This is a genomic window from Mycolicibacterium monacense, assembly GCF_010731575.1.
Lineage (GTDB): Bacteria > Actinomycetota > Actinomycetes > Mycobacteriales > Mycobacteriaceae > Mycobacterium > Mycobacterium monacense.
On record NZ_AP022617.1, the window covers coordinates 4,299,558 to 4,321,648 of the forward strand.

At 69.4% G+C, this 22,091-nt stretch carries 20 protein-coding genes; 8 read left to right on the forward strand and 12 right to left on the reverse strand.

Annotation, left to right across the window (positions count from 1 at the left end):
• Positions 1-61 precede the first annotated feature (61 nt).
• Together G6N49_RS20630 and pta are read right to left on the reverse strand one after the other, a co-directional pair.
• A complete protein-coding gene (locus G6N49_RS20630; protein WP_083045064.1) occupies positions 62-1,261 on the reverse strand; it encodes an acetate kinase in 1,200 nt (399 codons plus the stop codon).
• The gene (gene pta / locus G6N49_RS20635) at positions 1,258-3,345 is read right to left on the reverse strand and encodes a phosphate acetyltransferase (protein WP_235679556.1); all 2,088 of its coding nucleotides are present in this window, start codon (positions 3,343-3,345) and stop codon (positions 1,258-1,260) included. The genes G6N49_RS20630 and pta overlap by 4 nt, the downstream gene beginning before the upstream one ends.
• A gap of 356 nt (positions 3,346-3,701) precedes the next feature.
• Between pta and G6N49_RS20640 the strand changes: the two genes are divergently transcribed.
• The 4 genes from G6N49_RS20640 to G6N49_RS20655 are packed head-to-tail and all read left to right on the forward strand — an operon-like array spanning position 3,702 to position 10,038.
• Positions 3,702-5,054, forward strand: a complete 1,353-nt coding sequence (locus G6N49_RS20640) for a hypothetical protein (RefSeq protein ID WP_235679557.1) — start codon at positions 3,702-3,704, stop codon at positions 5,052-5,054.
• Positions 5,047-6,441, forward strand: coding sequence for a glycosyltransferase family 2 protein (locus G6N49_RS20645; RefSeq protein ID WP_083045061.1), 1,395 nt, complete (start codon positions 5,047-5,049; stop codon positions 6,439-6,441). Before G6N49_RS20640 ends, G6N49_RS20645 begins: the two co-directional genes overlap by 8 nt.
• 25 nt (positions 6,442-6,466) lie before the next feature.
• Positions 6,467-8,389, forward strand: a complete 1,923-nt coding sequence (locus G6N49_RS20650; protein WP_083045060.1) for a cellulose biosynthesis cyclic di-GMP-binding regulatory protein BcsB — start codon at positions 6,467-6,469, stop codon at positions 8,387-8,389.
• Entirely contained in the window at positions 8,386-10,038 is a 1,653-nt protein-coding gene (locus G6N49_RS20655) for a glycosyltransferase family 39 protein (protein WP_083045059.1), read from the forward strand. Before G6N49_RS20650 ends, G6N49_RS20655 begins: the two co-directional genes overlap by 4 nt.
• Before the next feature lie 3 nt (positions 10,039-10,041).
• Here G6N49_RS20655 and fgd read toward each other — a convergent pair whose 3' ends face one another.
• Positions 10,042-11,052: a glucose-6-phosphate dehydrogenase (coenzyme-F420) gene (gene fgd / locus G6N49_RS20660; protein WP_011557958.1), complete on the reverse strand. Its 1,011-nt coding sequence runs from the start codon at positions 11,050-11,052 to the stop codon at positions 10,042-10,044.
• 63 nt (positions 11,053-11,115) lie between these two features.
• Here fgd and G6N49_RS20665 point away from each other — a divergent pair, with 63 nt between their 5' ends.
• Entirely contained in the window at positions 11,116-11,844 is a 729-nt protein-coding gene (locus tag G6N49_RS20665; protein WP_011557957.1) for an MBL fold metallo-hydrolase, read from the forward strand.
• On the opposite strand, the gene G6N49_RS20670 is transcribed toward G6N49_RS20665, so the two are convergent.
• Both G6N49_RS20670 and G6N49_RS20675 read right to left on the reverse strand, forming a co-directional pair.
• Positions 11,841-12,149, reverse strand: a complete 309-nt coding sequence (locus G6N49_RS20670; protein ID WP_011557956.1) for a hypothetical protein — start codon at positions 12,147-12,149, stop codon at positions 11,841-11,843. The genes G6N49_RS20665 and G6N49_RS20670 overlap by 4 nt on opposite strands.
• A gap of 20 nt (positions 12,150-12,169) precedes the next feature.
• On the reverse strand, positions 12,170-12,664 hold the full coding sequence (locus G6N49_RS20675; protein WP_011854467.1) for a GNAT family N-acetyltransferase: 495 nt from the start codon (positions 12,662-12,664) through the stop codon (positions 12,170-12,172).
• A gap of 58 nt (positions 12,665-12,722) precedes the next feature.
• Between G6N49_RS20675 and G6N49_RS20680 the strand changes: the two genes are divergently transcribed.
• Entirely contained in the window at positions 12,723-13,586 is an 864-nt protein-coding gene (locus G6N49_RS20680) for an SDR family oxidoreductase (protein ID WP_011557954.1), read from the forward strand.
• An 87-nt stretch (positions 13,587-13,673) separates the two neighbouring features.
• Here G6N49_RS20680 and G6N49_RS20685 read toward each other — a convergent pair whose 3' ends face one another.
• Genes G6N49_RS20685 through G6N49_RS20710 form a run of 6 tightly spaced genes read right to left on the reverse strand, consistent with a single transcriptional unit; the run spans position 13,674 to position 17,853 of the window.
• Positions 13,674-14,084, reverse strand: coding sequence for a hypothetical protein (locus G6N49_RS20685; RefSeq protein WP_083045058.1), 411 nt, complete (start codon positions 14,082-14,084; stop codon positions 13,674-13,676).
• Positions 14,085-15,323, reverse strand: coding sequence for an O-succinylhomoserine sulfhydrylase (locus G6N49_RS20690; protein WP_064871998.1), 1,239 nt, complete (start codon positions 15,321-15,323; stop codon positions 14,085-14,087).
• The gene (locus G6N49_RS20695; RefSeq protein ID WP_011557951.1) at positions 15,320-15,733 is read right to left on the reverse strand and encodes a rhodanese-like domain-containing protein; all 414 of its coding nucleotides are present in this window, start codon (positions 15,731-15,733) and stop codon (positions 15,320-15,322) included. Before G6N49_RS20695 ends, G6N49_RS20690 begins: the two co-directional genes overlap by 4 nt.
• 19 nt (positions 15,734-15,752) lie before the next feature.
• A complete protein-coding gene (locus G6N49_RS20700; RefSeq protein WP_011854463.1) occupies positions 15,753-16,211 on the reverse strand; it encodes an Rv0361 family membrane protein in 459 nt (152 codons plus the stop codon).
• Positions 16,212-16,214: 3 nt separating this feature from the next.
• The gene (purT, locus tag G6N49_RS20705) at positions 16,215-17,501 is read right to left on the reverse strand and encodes a formate-dependent phosphoribosylglycinamide formyltransferase (RefSeq protein ID WP_011557949.1); all 1,287 of its coding nucleotides are present in this window, start codon (positions 17,499-17,501) and stop codon (positions 16,215-16,217) included.
• Positions 17,502-17,523: 22 nt separating this feature from the next.
• Positions 17,524-17,853 carry a UBP-type zinc finger domain-containing protein gene (locus G6N49_RS20710; protein WP_083045057.1) on the reverse strand — a complete coding sequence of 110 codons (330 nt, stop codon included), beginning with the start codon at positions 17,851-17,853 and terminating at the stop codon, positions 17,524-17,526.
• A 63-nt stretch (positions 17,854-17,916) separates the two neighbouring features.
• Between G6N49_RS20710 and G6N49_RS20715 the strand changes: the two genes are divergently transcribed.
• Positions 17,917-19,518 carry a Na+/H+ antiporter gene (locus tag G6N49_RS20715; protein ID WP_083045056.1) on the forward strand — a complete coding sequence of 534 codons (1,602 nt, stop codon included), beginning with the start codon at positions 17,917-17,919 and terminating at the stop codon, positions 19,516-19,518.
• 11 nt (positions 19,519-19,529) lie between these two features.
• Here G6N49_RS20715 and G6N49_RS20720 read toward each other — a convergent pair whose 3' ends face one another.
• The gene (locus G6N49_RS20720; RefSeq protein ID WP_083045055.1) at positions 19,530-20,003 is read right to left on the reverse strand and encodes a MarR family winged helix-turn-helix transcriptional regulator; all 474 of its coding nucleotides are present in this window, start codon (positions 20,001-20,003) and stop codon (positions 19,530-19,532) included.
• 58 nt (positions 20,004-20,061) lie between these two features.
• On the opposite strand from G6N49_RS20720, the gene G6N49_RS20725 reads away from it, so the two are divergent.
• A complete protein-coding gene (locus G6N49_RS20725; protein ID WP_083045065.1) occupies positions 20,062-22,086 on the forward strand; it encodes an MMPL family transporter in 2,025 nt (674 codons plus the stop codon).
• Positions 22,087-22,091 lie beyond the last annotated feature (5 nt).

Below are 22,091 nucleotides of genomic sequence, written 5' to 3' on the forward strand. Positions count from 1 at the left end.
AGCGCATCCTATGCCGAACTCCGCGCGAATCTCGCGGGTTTGCGGTCATCATCTTTGATCGTCAGATGACCTCCACGCACGCCCGGGCGATCGCCAACTCCTCGTTGGTGGGGATGACGAGCACCGTGGTGGGCGACGTCTCCGCCGAGATGCGCCGCGCCGTGTGCGACGGGCTCTCGTTGAGATGCTCGTCCAACTCGATGCCCAGCCGTCCCATGCCCGACAGCGCGTCGCGTCGCACGGCGGCGTCGTTTTCGCCCACACCTGCGGTGAAGACGATCACGTCGGTGCTCCCCAGCAGCGCGAGGTACGCGCCGATGTACTTCCGCAGCCGGTGGATGTACACGTCGTAGGCCAGTTGCGCGTTCTCCCGGTCGGATTCGTCACCGCTTTCGATCCGCTGGTGCAGCACCCGGAAGTCGATCTCACCGCCGAGACCACGGACCCCGGACCGCTTGTTGAGCATCGTCTCGATCTCGTCGACGCTCATTCCCGCTGTGCGCCAGAGGTATACGAGCACTCCCGGGTCGACGTCGCCGGATCGGGTGCCCATCACCAGACCCTCCATCGGCGTCAGGCCCATCGAGGTGTCGATCGGGCGGCCGCCGAGGATCGCCGACGCCGACGCTCCGTTGCCGAGGTGCAACACGATCTGGCTGAGCGACGACAGCGGGACGTCGAGGAACAGCGCCGCCTGCTCACTGACGTACTGGTGTGAGGTGCCGTGAAACCCGTAACGCCGGATGTGCCACTGCTCGGAGAGGTCCCGGTCGATCGCGTATGTGGCTGCCGCAGCCGGTAGGTCGTGGAAGTAGGCGGTGTCGAACACCGCGACGTGGGGCAGGTCCGGGAAGGCCTTACGAGCCCCGCGGATGCCGAGGACCGCGGGCGGGTTGTGCAGAGGCGCCAACGGGGCCAGGCTCTCGAGCGTGTCGACCAACGCGTCGTCGATCAGCGTCGGCTGGTAGAGATCGGGCCCACCATGCACGACGCGGTGCCCGACCGCCACGAGACCGACGCTGCCCAATTCGGCGCCGGCCTCGTCGAACAGGCCGTATGCCGTACGTAGCGCGGCCTCGTGGTCGGGTACCCGGTCGCTGTGCGTGACCTCCCGCTCACCGCACACCAGGCTCGCCGACGACGAATCCTCACCGATGCGCTCGACGATCCCGTCGGCCAGTGAGACCCCGGAGTCCGGTTCGAGCAGTTGGAATTTCAGCGACGAGGACCCGGAATTGAGCACGAGCACTGTGCGGGTCATCGATCTCCCTGGGCCTGGATCGCGGTGATCGCGACCGTGTTGACGATGTCCTCTACCAACGCACCGCGTGACAGGTCGTTGACCGGTTTGTTGAGCCCCTGCAGCACCGGACCGATGGCGATGGCCCCTGCGCTGCGCTGCACCGCCTTGTACGTGTTGTTGCCGGTGTTGAGGTCGGGGAAGATCAGCACGGTGGCGCGGCCGGCGACGGGTGAATCCGGCATCTTGGTCTTGGCGACCGACGGTTCCACTGCGGCGTCGTACTGGATCGGCCCCTCGACGAGCAGGTCGGGTTCCCGCTTGTGCACCAGGTCCGTTGCCTCGCGGACCTTTTCGACGTCAGCGCCGGTACCGGAGGTCCCTGTCGAGTAGGACAGCATCGCCACCCGCGGCTCGATGCCGAACTGCGCAGCGGTGCGCGCGGACGAGATGGCGATGTCGGCCAGCTGTTCGGATGTCGGGTCGGGAACGATCGCGCAGTCGCCGTAGGCGAGCACTCGGTCGGCCAGGCACATCAGGAAGATGCTCGACACCGTCGACACATCGGGCAGGGTCTTGATGATCTCGAACGCCGGACGGACCGTGTGCGCCGTCGTGTGCGCGGCACCGGAGACCATGCCGTCGACCATGTCGTTGTGCACCAACATGGTGCCGAAGTACGAGACGTCGTGGATGATCTCGCGGGCCTGCTCGACGGTGACGCCCTTGTGCTTGCGCAGTTCCGCGTACTGCTCGGCGAACTGGTCGCACAGCTCACTGGTGCGCGGGTCGAGCACCGTTGCCGCCGCGAGGTCGACACCGAGTTCGGCCGCGCGCGCGCGTACCGGGGCCTCCTCGCCGAGGATCGTCAGGTCCGCGACTCCGCGCTGGAGCAGGCGCCCGGCCGCTTTGAGGATCCGGTCGTCGTCCCCCTCGGGCAGCACGATGCGTTTGCGATCCGACCGGGCCTGGTCGAGCAGCTGGTAGGTGAACATCTGCGGCGTGACGACCGTCGGGATCGGGATCGCCAGGCGGCTCAGCAGTTCTGCGGTGTCGACGTGGGTCTCCATGAGCGTCAGCGCGGTGTCGATCTTGCGCACCGAGGCCGCGGTCACCCGGCCCCTGGTGCCTGCCACCCGGCTGGCGGTTTCGAACGTGCCGTACCCGGTGGCGACGATCGGCAGCCGAAGCCCGAGCCCGGCGACCAGCTTCGCGATCGACGGGTGCAGTTCCAGCCCGCCGTTGAGGATGATGCTCGACAGCGACGGAAAACCCTCGGCCGCATGGGCGCTCACGACGGCGAGTACCACGTCGGACCGGTCGCCCGGCGTGACGACCGTGACGCCTTCGGTCAGCCGCTCCAGCACGTGCTCGGCGGTCATTCCGGCGACCAGCACATCCAACGCCTCGCGGTCGAGAAGCGACTCGTCACCGCTGACCATCGACCCGTCGACGGCATCGCGCAGTTCGGCGACCGACGGTGCGACCAGCAGCGGTTCCTCGGGCAGCACGTAGACCTGCGGGGCGCCGTCACGTTTCAGCGCCTCGCGCACCTCGGTGAGCTGGTCGGGATCGCACCGGTTGGCGACCACCGCGGCGGTGTAGGCGTGTTGGGCGGCGATCTCGTCGAGACACACCTCGACGACCTGCACCACGTCGTCTGGGGTGCGCCCGCGGGCCTTGACGGCGAGGACGACCGGCGCGCCGAGGTTGGCGGCGATGCGCGCGTTCATCGACAGCTCGCTGGGGCTCGCCACGTCGGTGTAGTCGCTGCCGACGATCAGCACCACGTCGCATCGGTCGGCGACGCGGTGGAAGCGGTCGACTATGTCGGCGAGTGCGCTGTCGGGATCCTCGTGCAATTGGTGGTAGGTGACGCCGACGCTGTCCTCGTACGTCAGACCCGCGGTGGAGTGTGCGAGCAGCAGTTCGAGGATGTAGTCGCGCGCCGGCCCCGATCGGGTGATGGGCCGGAACACCCCGACCCGGGGCGCGGTCGCCGTCAGGCGGTCGAGCAGTCCGAGCGCGATGGTGGATTTTCCTGTGTCGCCCTCCGGCGACGCGACGTAGATGGCGGAAACCCGCGAGTCGGTCTGGTCAGGCACCCTCACAGCCTGCCGCATCAGCGACATCGCGGCCAGCAGGCCGCCCGAACAGGTTTGAACGCGCAGGAGATTAAAAGTTTGGTTATTGACTAACTATTTGCTACCTTCGCACGCACACGCCTTTGGCGTCTGCGTCAATAACTTACTTACGAGTCAGGAACGCCGTGGGAACTGGTACTTCCGCCGATACAGCGCTTCGTCCGATTGCGCGCCCGAAGAGGGTGCCATCGGAGCATGGCGTTACTGAAGTCGCAGGCGCGAAGCCCTTAGGGCCACTACTGGGGATTTCGGACGAGTCGCTCGAGACTCAACCCCACCAAGGGTGGATCGCTCGCCGGTTGGCCGTCGCGGTGGTCGTGACCGCCGTCGCGTACGGCGCCGGGTACGCGGCCGCCGTCGCCGAGTCGGCGGCCGGATCGCGCACCCCGCAGCTCGTGGCACTGCCCGTTCTGATCGTGCTGATCGCCACGGGCTACCGGACACCGCCGCGGGGCGTGGGAGACACCGAGTCGAACTGGATCATCGCCCTGATGGTGGCCGTTCCCGCGCTCGCCGGGATCGAACTTCTCGGAAACCGGCTTCCGACCCTCGCCGCGCTCTGGCATCTGCGGGATTTCGGTGCGGTCGTCTGGTTCGCCGCCCTGCTCGCGGTGCTGTTCGGCGTGCGGCATGTCGTGCGGATGTGGCCGTTGTGGATCTCCGCGGCGAGTTTCGTCAGCCCGCTTCCGTGGATCCTGGTGACCGCCGCCGCCGGCGGGTCGGACACCGCGGCCGCGGCACCCGCGGCCGTCGCCGGGGCCGCCGCCGTGTTCCTGGCCTGCCCGGAGGTTCCCCGATTCCGGCGGATGCTCGCGGCGTCGGCGTGCCTGGTCGTCGCGACCGCATTCATCGTCACGGCCGGGCCGCATCTGCCGTTGCCCGCGACCGCGCTGTTCGTCGGGGCCGCGCTGCCCGTCGCCGTGACGCTGCTGTACCGCCATCGTGCTGCACGGTCCGGCCCGACGGCGTGGGCGGCGCCTCACCGCATTTCGGCGCGGTCGGTCACCGCACTCGCCGCCATGGCCGGTGTCCTCGCCGTGTCGAACCCGGCCACGGTGCGTCCGGCGCCGCTGCCCACCGCCGCGGCCGACTGGATCAACGCGGCCGGGTTGACCTCCTCGTCGTCGTACGGTTTCATCAGCCGCTACGCCGGCCCGGCCGCCACGTTCGTGCGCTACCGCCCCTCGGCGCCTTCGGGATCGTCGGCGCCGGCCGTCGACGTCATCACCGCCCCGGACCGTGCGGCGCTGGCCGCGATCGGCGACCTGACGTGGTACCCCACCTCACAGCCGGTGAACTACCGCCCGGCCCCCACCGGATCCGGGTTGCCCGCCGGCGCGCGGATCGCGCACACGAATGCGGATGCCGCCCGAGACGGCAGGAACACCGATTGGGTGGCGATCGCCTGGGAGTGGCAGGCCGGGAACGTCTTTCAGCGAGTCACCATCGTCGCGGATCAGTCGCCGACCGGTGTCCGTCGGCTGCCCGAGCCCTCACCGGTGAGCGTGCTCGACGTGTCACTGCGCCCCGCACTGTGGGTGGCCCGGCAACAACCGGACGCCGCAGGAGGCGTCGACGACATCGTGCTGCGGGATGCCGTCGCGCTGGGGGCCGAGCTCAACGCCGCCGCCACCGGCCATCCGGCGGATGGTCTGACGACAGATGCATGACCCGGCCGGCACCCTGCTGCCGGCGCACATGTCGGCGCGCGGCCTGCTCGGGCCACGAGCCCTGGCGGTCGTCACCGCGGTACTCGCTGCGCTCGCGGCGGTCGTCTGGGCGTGGCCTTCGGTCCTCGCGCCGGTGATCACCGGGGTGGTGGCGTTCACCTACCTGGTCTCCACCGTCGACCGCAATTACCTGCTGTTCAAAGGCCTTCGGATGTCGAGCCTCGTGACCGTCAACGCCGAGGAGGCAAGGGCCGTCCCCGACGACGACCTCCCCGTCTACACCGTGCTGCTCCCGGTCTACGACGAACCGACCATCGTGACCAACCTGATCAACGGCGTCGGCAGACTCGACTACCCGCCGGACAAACTGGAGATCCTCCTGCTCATCGAGGAGGACGACATCGCCACCCAGGAGGCGCTGTTGGGCGCCGACCTGCAGTCGGCCCGCATCGTGATCGTGCCGCACAGCCTGCCGAAGACCAAGCCCAAGGCCTGCAATTACGGCATGTCGCTACCCGACCTGCGCGGTGAGTATCTGACGATCTACGACGCCGAGGACATCCCCGATCCGCTGCAGCTGCGGCGAGCGGTCGCCGCGTTTCGCCGGTTACCCGTCGAGATCGGTTGTCTACAGGCGCGATTGGGCTATTTCAACGAACGGCAGAATCTACTCACCAGGTTCTTCTCCCTCGAGTACGACCAGTGGTTCGGGGTCGTCCTGCCCGCCGTGGAGAACGCCGGGTGTGTGGTGCCCCTCGGAGGGACGTCGAATCACATGTCCGTTCGCGTGTGGCGCCAGATCGGCGGGTGGGACGAGTTCAACGTCACCGAGGACGCCGACCTCGGCGTGCGGTTGGCGCGCCATGGCTACCGAACCCTCATCCTCGACTCGGTCACCCTCGAGGAAGCCAATTCCGATGTGGTGAACTGGATCCGGCAGCGCTCGCGCTGGTACAAGGGCTATTTGCAGACCATGCTGGTCCATCTGCGCGCACCCGTGCGGCTCCGGCGCGAACTGGGCACCAAGGGTTTCCTGCGGTTGATCAACATGACCGGCGGCGTGCCGATGACCAGCGCGCTGAACGTGGTCTTCTGGTTCACCCTGTTCGTCTGGGTGCTCGGCAGACCCGACGCGATCGGCGCACTCTTCCCGCCGGTCACCTATTACGTCTGCCTGCTCCTGCTGCTGATCTGCGCACCCCTTTCGGTGTTCGCCGGGCTCATCGTCACCGCGGCGCTGGGCAAACCGCAGCTGTGGTGGGCCGCACTGCTGGCACCGCTGTACTGGATGCTGCAGTCCGTCGCCGCCGTCAAGGCCATCTACCAGCTCTTCGCCCGACCGTCTTTCTGGGAGAAGACCGTTCACGGTCTCTCCCCTTCTGCCTGACTCACCCACACACCGAAGGACGCCGATGAAAGTTCTCACCCGCGCCGTCATCGCAGTCGCCGTCGCCGGCCTCGCGCTGGGCGTGTCGGGTCCGCCTGTGGCACTGGCGGACCCGGCGAACACCGTGGTCGCCGGCCTGGGCGCGGCCGGACAGATCCGGTGGGAGTCGCTCGGCGTGTCCGAGCGGTTGGACCTGATCGGCGAGAACCAGCCGGTCGATGTGTCCATCCCGGTGCCCGCCGGGGTGCGTCCCGGCAGGTTGACCGGTCAGGTCGGCTCGGTGGTGAACGTGGCCGACGGCCGGATCGAGGTGATGGACGGGCGCGACAGCATCCTCGGATCCTTCCCGGTGCCCCGTGAGGCCGAGTCGAAGCCCTTCTCCGTCAATGTCTCCGGCGCCGAGATCGTCGATGGCACCGCCACCCTGAGGTTCGTTCTGCGCGACCGCGGCCCCGTGGCCGACAGTTGCAGCCAGCCACCGTCGCTGTCGCTCACCCAGCTCGGCAATTCCTTCACCGGGCCGACGCCGAACCCCAGGACCGTATCGGACTTCCTGCCCGGCTACCTCGACGAGATCGTCATCCGGGTCGGGCCGTCGCCGACGCCGGCCGAACAGCAGGCCGCGCTCACCCTCGTCGCCGAGCTCACCCGTCTGTACCGGCCGATGCCGGTGCGCATCGACCTCGACACCTCCGGCGCTCCATCGGCCAAGGGCGCCCCTGGACGACGGGTGATCGAGATCAGCGAAGGCGGAAAGGCCGCGATGGCGGTCAAGAACCCCGGCACCCAGGCGGCGGTGCTCGCGATCGGCGGGACCGGTGAAGAACTCACCCGACAGGTGGACCTGTTCGCCGACCGCCGCTTCACCTTGGCTCAGACCGATTCGGCGGCAACGCTTTACGCCACGCCCAACCGCGCGGAGTCGACCGACATCAAGACCTTCGCCCAGCTCGGCATGACCGGTGAGGCGTCGGTGCTGGGCACCACCACGCTCTATGCCGGCTTCGACGTCGCCCGGTTCGCCGTCGGGCCGATCACCGGAGCGCGGGTGCATCTGAAGGCCAGGTACACGCCGGTGGTCGGCGGGGAGGCGTCGATCCTGGTGCGATCGGGGTCGACGGTGCTGGCCACCCGTCGTCTCGACGAGTCGGGTGTGCTGGACCTGACCGGTGACATCCCGGCCGAGTCGGTCACGTCGAACGTCGGAATGGCGTTGGAGCTGCGCTACGTTCCCGATCAGGAGTGCGCACCGATGAACGACCGGATGACCTTCGCCCTCGACCCGCAGTCGACGGTCACCGTGATCCCCGGCGTGCACAACCGTGGCGGCTTCCCGGTGCTGCCGATGGCGTTCACCCCCGACTTCGACGTGGCCGTCGACAGCCCGGGGCACCTCCGGTACGCCGCGCAGGCGATCAACCTGATGGGCCAGCAGAGCAGCGAGACGCTGCGTCCGCGCATCACCACGTTCGACGCCGCCGTCGGCTCGGGCACCGGGCTGCTCGCCGTCGGCGGCGGGACCGAACTCGCCGACGCGGCGATGCCCGCACCGGTGCTGCCCGGCGCCCCGAATACGTTCGGGATCAGTGGATCTCCGGAGACCGACGTCGACCTCAGCGGCCCCCTCGGGGTGGTGCAGGTGTTCACCCACAATGCCCGCACCGTGCTGTCGATCACCGGGACCGGGGACTGGGCGCTGGTGGACGACACGTTCAACCACATCCGCGGGCTGCCGAACCGGTGGGCCTCGCTGACCGGCGACGTCGTCGCCACCGGCGCGGCACACCAGACGGTCAACCTGACGGTGCGTGAGGGCGGCGCGCTGGTCAACGAGTACCCGGGCGACCCGTGGAAGTGGTGGGCGGTGCTGTCGTCGGCCGTCGGTGTGGCCGTGGCGATCGCGGCCGTGGTCATCGTGTTGATGCGACGCCGGCGCCGCGCCCGGTGACGGCGGGCGCCCCGCGGCGCATCTGGGGCGTCGCACTGTTCGCCGCGCTCAGCGCGCTGTACTTCACCGTCGGCGCGGTACTGGTCCTGCGGTTCAACATGTTCGACCCCGATTCGCCGAGCCGGGTGGCCAACGCCGGATACGTGCTGATGAGCCGGCAGCCGCACCTGTCGGCGATCGGGTTCGTGTGGAACCCGCTGCCGAGCCTGGTCGAGATCCCGGTGCTGACGCTCGCCGACTGGTGGCCGGCGCTCAAGACCCACGGCCTCGCGGGGGTCGTGCAGAGCGCGTTGTTCATGGCGGGCGCCGCGGTGATGGTGCGGCGCATCGCCCTCGACCGCGGCGTCGGCACGGTGTGGCGGTGGCTGGCCGTCGGGTGTTTCGCCCTGCACCCGATGATCGTCACCTACGGCGCCTCCGGGATGAGCGAGGCGGCCGAGACGTTCGCCCTGGTGTGGTGCGTCCGCCATCTCATGCAGTGGGTGCACTCGCACCGGGTCGGCGATCTCGCCTGGGCGGGAATCGCTCTCGGCGTCGGATACCTGTCGCGCTACGAGGCGGTCCCCGCGGCGTGCGGGGCGGCGCTGTTGGTGGCCGTGGTCGCATTCCACCGCGCGCAGCGGGGTCAGCGGGTGAACTCGGTGATCCTGAACGTCCTGATCGTGATGTTCCCGCTCATCTCGGCGTTCGCGATCTGGGCGCTGACCGGATGGGTGGTGTCCGGTGAACTCTTCGCGACCCTGTCCTCGCAGTACGGGAACGACAGTCAGGTCGCCGCGGCGATGGACCGGGCGAGCCCGCTCGCGGGAGCGGCTTCCGACGATTGGGTGGTGATCGCGGCGCGGCTCCTCGGCATGCAGCCGTTCGTGCTGATCGCCACAGCGGGCGCAGTGGCGTTCGCCGTCCTCCGCCGCAACGCCACCGCTCTCGTCCCGGTCGCCACCCTCGGGCCGGTGCTGGCCTTCGCCGCATGGGGTCAGTTCACCTCGACCACGTTCGGCTGGTTCCGGTTCTACCTGCTCGCGATTCCGCTCGTGATCGGTGTCGCGCTGGCGTTCTGGCAACCGGGCGCCCGGCGCGCGGTCACCGTCGCACGGTCCGACGTGCGGGCGGGCCGCGTCGGCGCGGGGCTGTTGTGCGCATCGTTGGTCATCGGTATCCCGGTCACCGTGACGGCGATGTCCGACGAACGAATCGGCAACCAGCAGTTGCAGTTCGGGCTCAAGTCGCTGACCGACCCGCAGCGGTATCCACCCACCGAACAGTGGTACCGGCGGCTGATGGTCAACGACCGCGCACTGGCCGCCTACTTCGACCGCAAGCGCCTGCCCGAGGGCGCGGTGCTGATGGACACCTTCAACACGTGGGGTGTCTGGCTCGGTTCGCAGCGGCCGAAGCAGTTCGTCATCACCAGCGACTACGACTTCACCGCAACGCTCAACCGCCCGTGGGACTTCGGCGTGCAATACCTGGTCGCGAGCAACCCCGGGATCAGCAACGCGGACGCGCTGAACATCCGGTACCCGACCCTGTGGCAGGACGGCGCCGGGCTGGGCACGCTCGTGCACTCGGTGTACGGCGCGACCGGCGACGAACGTTTCCGCGTCTACCGGGTGACCGGCCGGCCTGCGCCGCCGACGGCGGGATGAGCCTCAGCCCAGCTTGCGCAGCCGCGGCTCCAGATCCCGTTTGAAGAGCTCGAGGAACCGGCGCTGGTCGTGGCCGGGTGCGTGGAACACGAGGTGGTTCAGGCCCCACCCGACGTAGTCCTTGACCTTCTCGACGGCCTCATCCGGATCCGAGGCGACGATCCACCGCTTGGCGACCTGCTCGATCGGCAACTCGTCGGCGGCCTTCTCCATCTCGATCGGGTCGTCGATGCTGTGCTTCTGTTCGGCGGTCAACGACAGCGGCGCCCAGAACCGCGTATTCTCCAGCGCCAGTTCGGGATCCGTGTCGTAGGAGATCTTGATCTCGATCATCTTGTCGACATCGTCGACGTTCTTCCCGGCCGCATCGGCTCCCTCGGCCACCGCGGGCAGCAGCTTGTCCTTGTACAGTTCCTCACCCTTACCGGAGGTGCAGATGAAACCGTCCCCCGCGCGGCCGGCGTACTTCGCCACCACTGGCCCGCCCGCGGCGATGTACACCGGGACGCCGCCTTCGGGGACGTCGTAGATCGACGCACCCTTGGTGCGGTAGTACTCGCCGTCGAAGTCGACGCGGTCGCCGAGCCACAACTCACGCATCAACCGCACCGACTCGCGCAGCCGCGCGAACCGCTCCTTGAAGTCCGGCCAGTCGCCCTCGTAACCGGTCGCGATCTCGTTGAGCGCCTCACCGGTGCCGACACCGAGGAAGATTCGGTCCGGATACAGACAGGCCATCGTCGCGAACGCCTGCGCGATCACCGCCGGGTTGTAGCGGAACGTCGGTGTGAGCACCGAGGTGCCCAACTGCAACCGCTTGGTCCGCTCCCCCACCGCGGTCATCCACGCCAGCGAGAACGGCGCATGTCCGCCCTCGTGGCGCCACGGCTGGAAGTGGTCGCTGACCGTCGCACTGTCCATACCGTGCTCTTCGGCCGCCACCGCGAGTTCGACCAGTTCCCGCGGCGCGAACTGCTCCGCCGACGCTTTGTATCCGAGTTTGAGTTCAGCCATGGTGTCTCCCTGCTCCTCGCGTGCGCACGACTCGTTTCTACTCCACCTGCCTACACTCGCGGCATGGCAGCAGCCCTGACGGCCGTCACCGACCGGGTCCACCTCGCGCGGACCGATCTCGTGAACTGGACGCTGGTGACCGACGGCGACGGCGTGCTGCTCATCGACGCCGGCTATCCCGGCCACCGCGACGACGTGGTGGATTCGGTGCGGCGGTTGGGGTTCGGGATCGACGACATCCGCGCGATCCTGTTGACCCACGCCCACATCGACCACTTCGGGTCGGCGATCTGGTTCGCCGAGACGCATGGGGTGCCGGTCTACACCCACGCCGACGAGGTCGGCCACGCCAGACGTGACTACCTCGAGCAGGTGTCCCCGCTCGCCGTCGCCAGACATGCGTGGCGGCCCCGATGGCTGAAATGGTCGCTGACGATCAGCGGGAAGGGCGGTACGCACCGCGGCGGCATCCCGACCGCACAGGCCTTGACCGACGAGATCGCCGCGACGCTGCCCGGCACCCCGGCGGCGGTCCCGACGCCCGGCCACACCGGCGGGCACTGTTCCTACGTCGTCGACGGCGTACTGGTCAGCGGTGACGCCCTGGTGACCGGCCACCCGCTGCTCAGCGACACCCGCCCGCAGCTGCTGCCCGACCTGTTCAACCACGATCAGGCGCGGTGCGTGGCGAGCCTCGCGGCGCTGGCGGCGCTCGACACCGAGGTGTTGCTGCCCGGACACGGTCCGCTGTGGCGGGGGCCGATCCGCGAGGCCGCGCAGGCCGCGCGCTAGGTGAGGATCCGGTAGCCGAGCAGGAAGACCGCGGTCAGGCACAGCCCGCATGCCACCACGATGGTGGGCATCAGGATCATCTGGTCGAGTTCGTCGGGGTCGAGCGCATCGTGTTGCACGGGGCCGAACAGCACCCTCGCGAGCGCCGTCCCACGCATCCGGCGGGTCAGGCGGCCGAGCAGGTGGCGGTCGGCGCGGCGGCCGATGAATGCCCGCAACATCACACCCCCGGCGGCGATGGCGGCCGCTGCCAGCAGGATCAGCCAACCCACGGCTGCCTGGGACACTCCCGCTGCCAACGGCATTGCGCCAGCCTACAAACCGGTCACTGGAGCAGTTTGGCGAACGCCACCGGATACACCTCACCCTCGGCGGGTAGCGGTTCGGCGAGGCGCTGGTATCCGGTCGCGAGGTAGAGCGCCTCGGCTTCGGGCTGACGGTCACCGGTGGTCAGGTAGATCCGGCGGTACCCGCGGGCGGCGATCTCCTGTTCCAGCACGGCGAGCAGTGCGCGACCGAAACCTCGGCGACGATGCGCACTGTCGGTCCAGATGCGCTTGAGTTCGGCGGTCGGCACTCCGTCGACGACGCCGAAGCGGCGGAACGCCCCGCCGGTGACGGGGGTGTCGCCGAGCAGTCCGATCAGCATGGCGCCGTCGGGTGGGGTGAACTCGGCGGCCGGGTAGCGGCGCAGCCACGCGAGGACCGCCTCGGCGCGGCCCTCGTAGCGGTCGGCGTATTCGACGGCGAGCTCGCCGAGCAGGGGTTCGGCCAGGGGGTCGGTCTGGTCCACGGCCACGAACCGCAGGTCATCGATCACCGAGTCACCCTTTCAGACCCTCTTCCGATAAAAAATTGACACCTGTAAAGTTCGTGACATGGATAACATCAGGGGCAAGACCATCGCGATCACCGGCGCCGCTCGCGGTATCGGTTATGCCACTGCGAAGGCTCTGCTCGCCCGCGGCGCCCGCGTCGTCATCGGCGATCGCGACGTGGCGCTGCAGGAGTCGGCGGTCGCCCAGTTGACCAAGCTGGGCCCGGTGTCGGGCTACCCGCTCGACGTCACCGACCGTGAGTCGTTCGCGACGTTCCTCGACAAGGCGCGCACCGACGGCGGCGGGCACATCGACGTGTTGATCAACAACGCCGGCGTCATGCCGATCGGCCCGTTCCTCGAACAGTCCGAACAGGCGATCCGGTCGTCGATCGAGGTCAACCTCTACGGCGTGATCGCCGGATGCCAGCTGGCGCTGCCCGACATGGTCGCTCGCGGGCGTGGTCACATCATCAACATCGCCTCGCTGTCCGGGGTGATTCCCGTGCCCGGTCAGGTGGTCTACGTCGGCGCGAAGTTCGGTGTGGTGGGCTTGTCGGCGGCGCTGGCCGACGAGGTGGCACCGCACGGCGTGCACGTGTCGGTGGTGATGCCGCCCTTCACCCGCACCGAGCTGATCTCGGGCACGAAGGAGTCCGGGGCGATCAAACCGGTCGAACCGGAGGACATCGCGGCGGCGATCGTCAAGACGCTGGACAAGCCCAAGACGCACGTGTCGGTGCCGCCGGCCCTGCGGTTCACGGCCCAGGCGGCCCAGTTGCTCGGACCGCGCGGGCGACGCTGGCTGAACAAGAAGCTCGGTCTGGACAACGTGTTCCTCGACTTCGACACCGCCAAGCGCAAGAGCTACGAGGACCGCGCGCAGACGGCGCTCGGTGTGGTCGAGTCCGGCGACAGGACCTAGGCGCGCGGCACCGAACGTGCGCTCACGGCGAAAACTCGGGCCGAATCTCGCAGTGGACGCACGTTCGGCGAGACCCTCCGCCAGTCCCTAGTCGAAGTCCGGTACCGGGTGACCGTTCCGGTAGGACTCGATCGCGTCCAGGTGCTGGTCCAGCTCGTCGTGGGTGAAACCGTGCTGTTCGGTCGTGCCGACCAACACGACCCGGACCACCTCGCCGTCCTCGGCCGCGTCCAGCCACAGCGAGGTCACCGGCAGCCCGTCGGAGACCTCCGCGCCGGACGGCTCGTAGAACCAGATGGCGTAGTCGTCATCGGACTCCTGCTCGTCGAACGTCCACCCGCGCTCGGTGATTCGTTCGTCGAACGCGGCCAGATCGGCGACGATGGCGTCCTCGATCGTCGACAACTGTTCCACCACCGCCTCGGGCACCCAGGCCACGTTCTGCGCCGCCTGGCGTTTACGCCGCCGCGCCTTCTTCGCCTCCGAGCGCCGGGACACTCAGCCCAGCGCCCGGTCGAGATCGCGGATCAGGTCGTCGGTGTCCTCGAGCCCGACCGACACCCGCACCACACCGTCGCCCAGACCGATCGCCGCGCGACCCTCCGGACCCATCGCCCGGTGGGTCGTGGTGGCGGGATGGGTGATCAACGACTTGGCGTCGCCGAGGTTGTTCGAGATGTCGATGATCTGCAGTTTGTCGAGCACCTCGAAGGCCCGTTCCTTACCGCCGGCGAGTTCGAACGTGACGACGGTGCCGCCGCCGCGCATCTGCCGTTTGGCCAGGTCGTACTGCGGATGGGACTCCAGGAACGGGTACTTGACCCAACTCACGGAGGAGTGCCCCTCGAGGAACTCCGCGATCCGCTCCGCCGACCGGTTGGAGTAGTCGACCCGTACCGCCAGCGTCTCCAAACCCTTCAACAGCGTCCACGCGTTGAACGCGCTGATCGCCGGGCCGGTGTGACGCATCAACTTCTGCACCGGGCCGTCGATGTACTCCTGCGAACCGAGGATCGCGCCTCCGAGCACCCGGCCCTGACCGTCGATGTGCTTGGTGCCGGAGTAGACCACCACGTCGACCCCCAGCGGGAAACCCTGCTGCAGCAGCGGCGTGGCGAAGACGTTGTCCAACACCACTTTTGCGCCCGCCGCATGCGCGAGCTCCGTCACCGCGGCGATGTCGACCAGCGACTGCATGGGGTTCGACGGTGTCTCGAAGAACACCGCCTGCGTGGGCACCGAGAGGGCCTCCTCCCACTGGGAGAGGTCGTCGCCGTCGACGAACACCGTCTCCACACCCCAACGCGGCAGGATCTCGCTGCAGACCACGAAACACGAACCGAACAGTGAGCGCGCGGCAACCAACCGGTCCCCCGCGCCCAGCAGCGCGCCCAGCGACGTGAACACCGCGGCCATGCCGGTCGCCGTCGCGAAACAGGCCGGCGCCCCCTCGATCAGCCGCAGCCGCTCCTCGAACATCGAGATCGTCGGGTTGCCGTACCGCGAATAGACGTACCGGTCGATCTCTCCGGTGAACGCCTTCTCCGCCTCGGCCGCCGACGCGTACACATAGCCCGACGTGAGGTACAGGGCCTCGGCGGTCTCCTCGAAACCGGACCGCAGCAGACCGCCGCGCACCCCGATGGTGGCCTGACCGACCCCCTCGGGCAGTTCGGCGGGCCGGCGGACGGAGGGCTTGTCCGCTTCTTGCGTGCGCGAGGGCACCTCTGAGCTCATGACTGCTTCCAGGGCAGTCCCACGGCCTTCCAACCGGTGCGACCGCGGTGCTTCTGCTCGTCGAGGTCACCTTCGAACCCGTCGAGGATGTTGTACGACGGCCCGATCCCCGCCTCGGTCGCAGCCTCGGCGGCGCCGATGGAGCGGTTGCCGGAGCGGCACAGGAACACGACCGGGCGCTCACCGGGCGTGATGCCCGCGGCCTTCAGATCGTCGACGAACCCGTCGTTGCGGGTGCCGTCGGTCCGATTCCACTCGATGAACACGGCATCGCGGGACAGCGGCGACAGATCGGGCACCCCGACGAAGCGCCACTCCGCGTCGGTGCGCACGTCGACCAGCACGGCGTTCGGGTCGTCGTCGAGTAGCTGCCAGGCCTGCTCGGGGGTGATGTCTCCCGCATAACTCACGGCCGTGAGTCTCGCACACCTAGCCAGAACCGGTCGAGCACACCTTCCATGCTCCGTCCTCCTGGACGAAGGTCGTCGGGACCCCGAACTTGTCGTCCTCGGACCTGTCGAAGTGGTAGGTGACGGTGGCGGTGGCCCGGTCACCGTCGACGACGACGTCGCTCACCCCGTCGATGAACCGGGCGCCCTGTTCGGCCGACGAATTTCGTTGCCGCTCAAGTACTTCAGATTCGGTCGCGTGTTCCGCACGGCACGTGTACGCCTGGAATGCCTGATAGTCCTCGCGCTGCAGGGCGTCGTTCTGCGCTGCGGCGACCCGGCCGATCAGCTGTTCTGGCGTGGGCTCGTCCCCTTCGAACAGGTTGACCAGCCAGATACCGATCACGACGAGCACAATGATCACCAGCGCGATCATGAACGGCGCGGCGGTGGGCCGGTCGCTGGGGCGGCCGGTGTCCGGATCGGATTCAGCGGACATCGCTCACCACAGCCGGCGCAGCGCGGCGCCCACCCGCCGGGCCCGGTCACGGGCGATGATCACATCCGGTGCGGTGGCCAGCGCGACCCCGAGCCGGCGTCGGCCGTCGGTCTCGTCCGGCCTGCCGAACAACCGCACGTCGCTCTCCTGGGTGGCCAGCGCGTCGGCCACCACCGCCGCGATATCGGCACCCGAGGGTTCGGAAACCGACGTCTCGGTGCCCGCGTACCGGACCTCCGCCGCACCGGGCGAGATCATGATCGTGTCGACCGCGAGACCGAGGATCGCCCGGGCGTGCAGCTCGAACTGCGACAGCCGCTGGGAGCGCACCGTCACCAGACCGGTGTCCTGCAGCCGGGTCCGCACGTCGGAGAAGTACACCTCGTCGCCGCGGACCAGCAGTTCGACCGCGAAGACGCCCCGACCGCCGAGCGAGTTGACCATGCGCGCGGCGATCGACTTCGCCGCGTCCAGCGCCGCGGGCGTCATCTGCTGCGGCTGCCACGACTCGAGCGCATCGCCGTCGCCGGGGCGGTGGCCGATCGGTTCGCAGAAGGTCAGCGTCGGGCCGGTCGCGCCGGTGCTGCGCACCGTCAGCAGCGTCACCTCGTAATCCACCTCGACCACGGTCTCGGCCATCACCCGGTTGTGGGTGATGCGCCCCGCGGCGACGGCGCGGTGCCAGGCCGGTTCCACGTCCTCGGCGCGCAGCAGCACCGACTGGCCCTCCCCGGGTGCGCCCGAGATGGGTTTGACGACGAGCGGGAACCCGGCGTGCTGGGCGACGGTGCCGAGCTCCTCGGCCGAACCGGCGAACCAGAACGGTGCCGTCGGCAGGCCGAGTTCATCGGAGGCCAGGCGGCGCAGCCCTTCGCGGTCCTGTCCCAGGCGGGTGCTTCGCGGCGTCGGGAACACGTCGACGCCGCCGCGTTCGGCCACCGCGATCAACGCGTCGGCGGCGATGGCACCCGACTGCGCGACGACGTAGCGCGGTTTCTCCCGTTCGATGAGCGCGGTGACGGCTTCGGTGTCGGTCAGCCGCACGACGGCCGAGCGGTCGGCCACCCCGTGCGCGGGCGCGTCGGCGTACCGGTCGACGGCCACCACGAACGCACCCAGCCGCTGAAAGGCAAGCGCGAGTTCCCGACTGAGTTCGCCTGCCCCGAGCAGCAGCACCGTGTTCCTCGGTGCGGCGGGCTCGGCCGGCGCATCCGGTGCGGCCGGTGCGACCTGCGGGACCGCCACCTCGGGGTCGGTGACGGGTGTGTCGGCGTCGGTTGGTTCAGTCATCGCCCGCCAGCCTGCCAGATGCTCAACCCACCCGGAGGTCGATGTAGCACCACCGCCAGGACTCCCCCGGTTCGGCCGAGCGCATCACCGGGTGGCCGGTCTGGTGGAAGTGTGCGGTGGCGTGCTGGTGCGGGCTGGAATCGCAACAGCCGACGTGCCCGCACGTCAGGCACATGCGCAGGTGCGCCCAGGTCGCCTCGCCGAGTTCGGCGCAGTCCTCACAGCGGCCGGGAGTGTTCGGCCGCGGGTCGGCGTTGACCGCTTCGGGGCTGGTCGAAGCCAGGTGCTCACATGTGCGCGGCGCGGCCGTATCCTGCGTCCGCCCGGTGGCCCGACGTGCTCTGCTGCGCATGGTGATCGAGGATACGGACGCCCGAGAGAAGTCCGAGAGAGAGCTGAGAGGAGGACTCCGAGGGTGAGTGCCTCACTGCTGGCCGTCCTGGTCGTCGCGGTGCTGCTGGCCGCCGTCGCCCGTCGGGCGGATGTGTCGGCCCCGCTGGCGCTGGTGGTCGCCGGGCTGGCCGTCGGCCTGATCCCCGGCGTACCGGACATCCAACTCGATCCGGACCTGGTGCTGTACGTCGTACTGCCGCCGCTGCTGTGGTCGGCCGGACTGGAGAGCAGCTACGTGGCGCTGCGGCGCAACGTGCGCTCGATCGGGATGCTGGCGGTCGGCCTGCCACTGGCGACGACGTTCGCGGTCGGGGTGGTGGCGTACTGGGCGGTGCCCGAACTCACCATCGCGGCCGCGCTGACGCTGGGAGCGATCGTGGCGCCCCCGGATGCGGTGTCGGCGACCGCGGTGGGCCGCAGGCTCGGCCTGCCCCGCCGGCTGATGACGCTGCTGGGTGGCGAGAGCCTGCTCAACGACGCGACCGCACTGACCGCCTACAAGGTGGCGCTCGGCCTGGCGATCGGCGGGTCGGCCAGTTGGACGGGCGGCCTCTGGACGTTCGCGCTGGCCGCGGTGGGCGGCGTCGTCGTCGGCGGCGCGCTCGGCGCGGTGATCGTCCACGTGCGGTCGCGGCTGCGTGATCCGCTGGTCGAGAGCGCCCTTGGTCTCGTCGCCCCGTTCGGGATCTACCTGCTCGCCGAGGAGGTGCACGGATCGGGGGTGCTCGCGGTGGTGGTGGCCGCGCTGATCCTCGGGCAGCACTCGACCAACGCGAGTTACGCAACCCGGCTGCAGGACTCGGCGGTGTGGAAGGCCGTGCAATTGCTGCTGGAGTCGTTCGCGTTCCTGCTGATCGGCCTGCAGCTGCCGAAGGTCATCGAGGAACTCGCAGGCATTTCGGCGGCGGTCCTCGTCGTCTCGTCGCTGGCGGTGCTGGCGACGGTGATCGCGGTGCGGATCGTGTGGGTGTACCTGTTCGCCTACCTGCCCCGGCTGGTCTCGCCCGCGCTGCGTTACCGCGAACCCAGCCCGCGGCCCGCGCAGGTGTTCGTCGTCGCGTGGGCCGGAATGCGGGGTGTGGTGTCGCTGGCGGCGGCGTTCGCGGTGCCGGCGACCACGCTGAGCGGCGCCGAGTTCCCGGGCCGGCCGCAACTGGTGTTCCTCACCTTCGTCGTCGTGGTGGGCACCCTGCTGCTGCACGGGCTCACGCTGCCGTGGTTGATCAGGCGGCTCGGCGTGCAGGGCGACGAGGCCCACACCGATGCGGTCGCGGCGGCCGCCGCGCAGGACAGGGCGGCCAGGGCGGCGGCCGAACGCCTCGACGAGGTGCTCGAACAGCAGCGCACCGACGGCACCGTCGACGACGTGCACGAGCGTGCGGCCGAGGTGCTCCGCGGCTGGAACACCCGGCGGCGCAACTCCGCCTGGGAGCAGCTCGGCCGTGACGAGGCCGACATCGGCGAGAGCCCGGCCGCGGCGTTCCGCCGGCTGCGGTTGGAGATGCTCGCCGCGGAGCGGGCGACGCTGATCGCCGAACGCGACAGCGGGCACATCGACGACGAGGTGCTGCGCTCGGTGCTCCACGGGCTCGACCTCGAGGAGGCGACGCTCAACCGGCGATAGCCCGACCCACCTCAGTCGCCGAGGTCGCGCCGGAAGGCGGCCATGGCATCGATCAGCGCGGTGAGCGTGCGGTGCGCGACGGCGATGTCGTCGTCGGGCATGTCGGCCATCGCCCGGGTGGTGTGCTCGGCGAGCGGTGCGAAGAACTGGCCGGCGACGCCCATCCCGTGTTCGGCGACCCGCAGGATCACCTTGCGTCGGTCGGCGGGGTCGGAGTCACGCCGCAGATGCCCGGAGGTGATCATCCGTTCGACGAGGTAGGTGATCGCCGCACCGGACATCCCCATCTGCCTGCGGAGGTCGCCAGCGGTCAGCGGCCGGCCGGCCGTCTCGGCGACCATGATGTGCAGCAGCGCCCGGAAGTCGTTGGCGGACAAGGAATGACGCGCGGCGAAGACGCGACCGATGTGTTCGGACTCGGCCGACAGCACGCGCACGTCGGCGGCGATCAGCGCTTCGAGCGCGGCGCGGTCGGCGTCAGCCACTCGACGAGGATAGGTCGGCAGATGTTCAGTTTCTGAAATATCGGGAATAGTGGTCGGTATGGCAGGTCGATTCTCCTGGGTGGTGGCGTTGCTGGTGGTGCTCGTCTCCGGCGGGCTGATGGGTGTGCTCAGCGGCGGCGAGTCGAGTTCGCAGTCACCGGTCTCGGTGCCGACGGATGCGGAATCGGCCAAGGTCAACGCCTTACGCAGCGAGTTCCCCGGCGGCGATCAGGCGCCGACGATCCTCGTCGTGACCCGCACCGACGGCGCAGCGCTGTCCCCCGCCGACATCGCCGCCACCGAGGCGGCGCGCGGCCGCATGCTCGACGCCGCCCAGAGCGCGCCAGCCGGTCCGCCGGTGATCGTCAGCGAGGACGACAAGGCCGCCATCGCCACCGTGCCGCTCGCCACCGACCTGTCCGGGTTCGGGCTCAACGACGCGGTCAAGGGTCTGCGGGAGGCCGCCGCCGACGGACTGCCCGGCGACCTACGGGCCGAGGTGACCGGCGGGCCCGCATTCGGCGCCGACATCGCGAACTCGTTCTCCGGCGCCAACGTCACCCTGCTGGCGGTGACGGCCGCCGTCGTCGCACTGCTGCTGATCGTCACCTACCGGTCACCGGTGCTGTTCCTGGTGCCGTTGCTGGTGATCGGGTTCGCCGACCGGGTGGCGGCCGTGGTGGGCACCGCGATCGCCGAGGCCGTCGGCATGTCCCCCGACGGGTCGACCTCCGGCATCACCAGCGTGCTGGTGTTCGGCGCCGGCACCAACTACGCGCTGCTGCTGATCTCCCGGTACCGGGAGGAACTGGGCCGCAATGGCGATCACCGCGAAGCGCTCGCTGTCGCCGTGCGCGCCGCCGGACCGGCCATCCTGGCGAGCAACGCCACCGTGGTGCTCGCCCTGCTCACGCTGGTGTTCGCGTCGGCGCCGAGCACCCGCGCCCTCGGCGTACAGGCCGCCGCCGGCCTGGTGGTAGCGGCCGTCTTCGTACTGCTGGTGCTGCCCGCCCTGCTGCGATTGTTCGGCAAGAAACTGTTCTGGCCGCTCATCCCGAAGGAAGGCGCCGCACCGCTGACCGACAGCGGACTGTGGCACCGCATCGCCGCCGGCGTCTCACGCCGTCCCGCCGTCGTCGCCGTCGCGTCGATCGGTGCGCTGGCCGTGCTGTGCACCGGCCTGCTGTTCACCCCGATCGGGCTGACGCAGACCGAGCAGTTCCGGGTGCAGGCCGAATCGGTGACCGGCTACGAAACCCTGGCCGACCACTTCCCGAGCGGGTTGACCGATCCGACCCGCGTCATCGGGCCCTCCGACAAGACCGCCGAGCTCCAGCGCGCCATCTCCGAGACGCCGGGCGTCGTGTCGGCCGACCCGGCGGGCACCTCCCCGACCGGGCTCACGCAGTGGTCAGTGGTGCTGTCCGCCGAACCCGCCTCCGACGAGGCGTTCTCGACCGTGGACGCGCTGCGCGAGAACGTGCGTGGGGTGGATTCGTCGACGCTGGTCGGTGGTTCCGACGCCCAGGCGCGCGACATCAGCAGCGCCGCCTCGCGTGACCGCATGGTGGTGATCCCGACGATCCTCGCCGTCGTCCTCGTGGTGCTGTACGTCCTGCTGCGCTCCGCGCTCGCGCCGCTGATCCTGGTCGCGGTGACAGTGCTCAGCGCACTGGCCGCACTGGGTCTCGGCGGCTGGGCCAGCGTGCACCTGTTCGGCTTCCCGGCGCTCGACGACACGACGCCGCTGTTCGCGTTCCTGTTCCTGGTGGCCCTCGGCGTGGACTACACGATCTTCCTGGTCACCCGGGCGCGGGAGGAGACGCCGGACCACGGCACCCGCCAGGGCATCGTGCGCGCGGTGTCGGCGACCGGCGCCGTCATCACCAGCGCGGGCATCGTGCTGGCCGCGGTGTTCTGCGTGCTGGGGGTGTTGCCGCTGATCGTGCTCACGCAGTTGGGCATCATCGTCGGCCTCGGCATCCTGCTCGACACGTTCCTGGTGCGCACGGTCATCATCCCGGCCCTGTTCACGTTGATCGGGCCGAAGATCTGGTGGCCCGCGCTGCGCGCTTCGCCGTAACCCCG

Excerpts from the sequence above, each read along its gene's own strand:
- G6N49_RS20630 (WP_083045064.1), bottom strand. The coding sequence starts at position 1,261 with ATGACCCGCACAGTGCTCGTGCTCAATTCCGGGTCCTCGTCGCTGAAA.
- G6N49_RS20645 (WP_083045061.1), top strand. The coding sequence starts at position 5,047 with ATGCATGACCCGGCCGGCACCCTGCTGCCGGCGCACATGTCGGCGCGC.
- G6N49_RS20650 (WP_083045060.1), top strand. The coding sequence starts at position 6,467 with ATGAAAGTTCTCACCCGCGCCGTCATCGCAGTCGCCGTCGCCGGCCTC.
- fgd (WP_011557958.1), bottom strand. The coding sequence starts at position 11,052 with ATGGCTGAACTCAAACTCGGATACAAAGCGTCGGCGGAGCAGTTCGCG.
- G6N49_RS20665 (WP_011557957.1), top strand. The coding sequence starts at position 11,116 with ATGGCAGCAGCCCTGACGGCCGTCACCGACCGGGTCCACCTCGCGCGG.
- G6N49_RS20670 (WP_011557956.1), bottom strand. The coding sequence starts at position 12,149 with ATGCCGTTGGCAGCGGGAGTGTCCCAGGCAGCCGTGGGTTGGCTGATC.
- G6N49_RS20680 (WP_011557954.1), top strand. The coding sequence starts at position 12,723 with ATGGATAACATCAGGGGCAAGACCATCGCGATCACCGGCGCCGCTCGC.
- G6N49_RS20690 (WP_064871998.1), bottom strand. The coding sequence starts at position 15,323 with ATGAGCTCAGAGGTGCCCTCGCGCACGCAAGAAGCGGACAAGCCCTCC.
- G6N49_RS20700 (WP_011854463.1), bottom strand. The coding sequence starts at position 16,211 with ATGTCCGCTGAATCCGATCCGGACACCGGCCGCCCCAGCGACCGGCCC.
- purT (WP_011557949.1), bottom strand. The coding sequence starts at position 17,501 with ATGACTGAACCAACCGACGCCGACACACCCGTCACCGACCCCGAGGTG.
- G6N49_RS20710 (WP_083045057.1), bottom strand. The coding sequence starts at position 17,853 with ATGCGCAGCAGAGCACGTCGGGCCACCGGGCGGACGCAGGATACGGCC.
- G6N49_RS20725 (WP_083045065.1), top strand. The coding sequence starts at position 20,062 with ATGGCAGGTCGATTCTCCTGGGTGGTGGCGTTGCTGGTGGTGCTCGTC.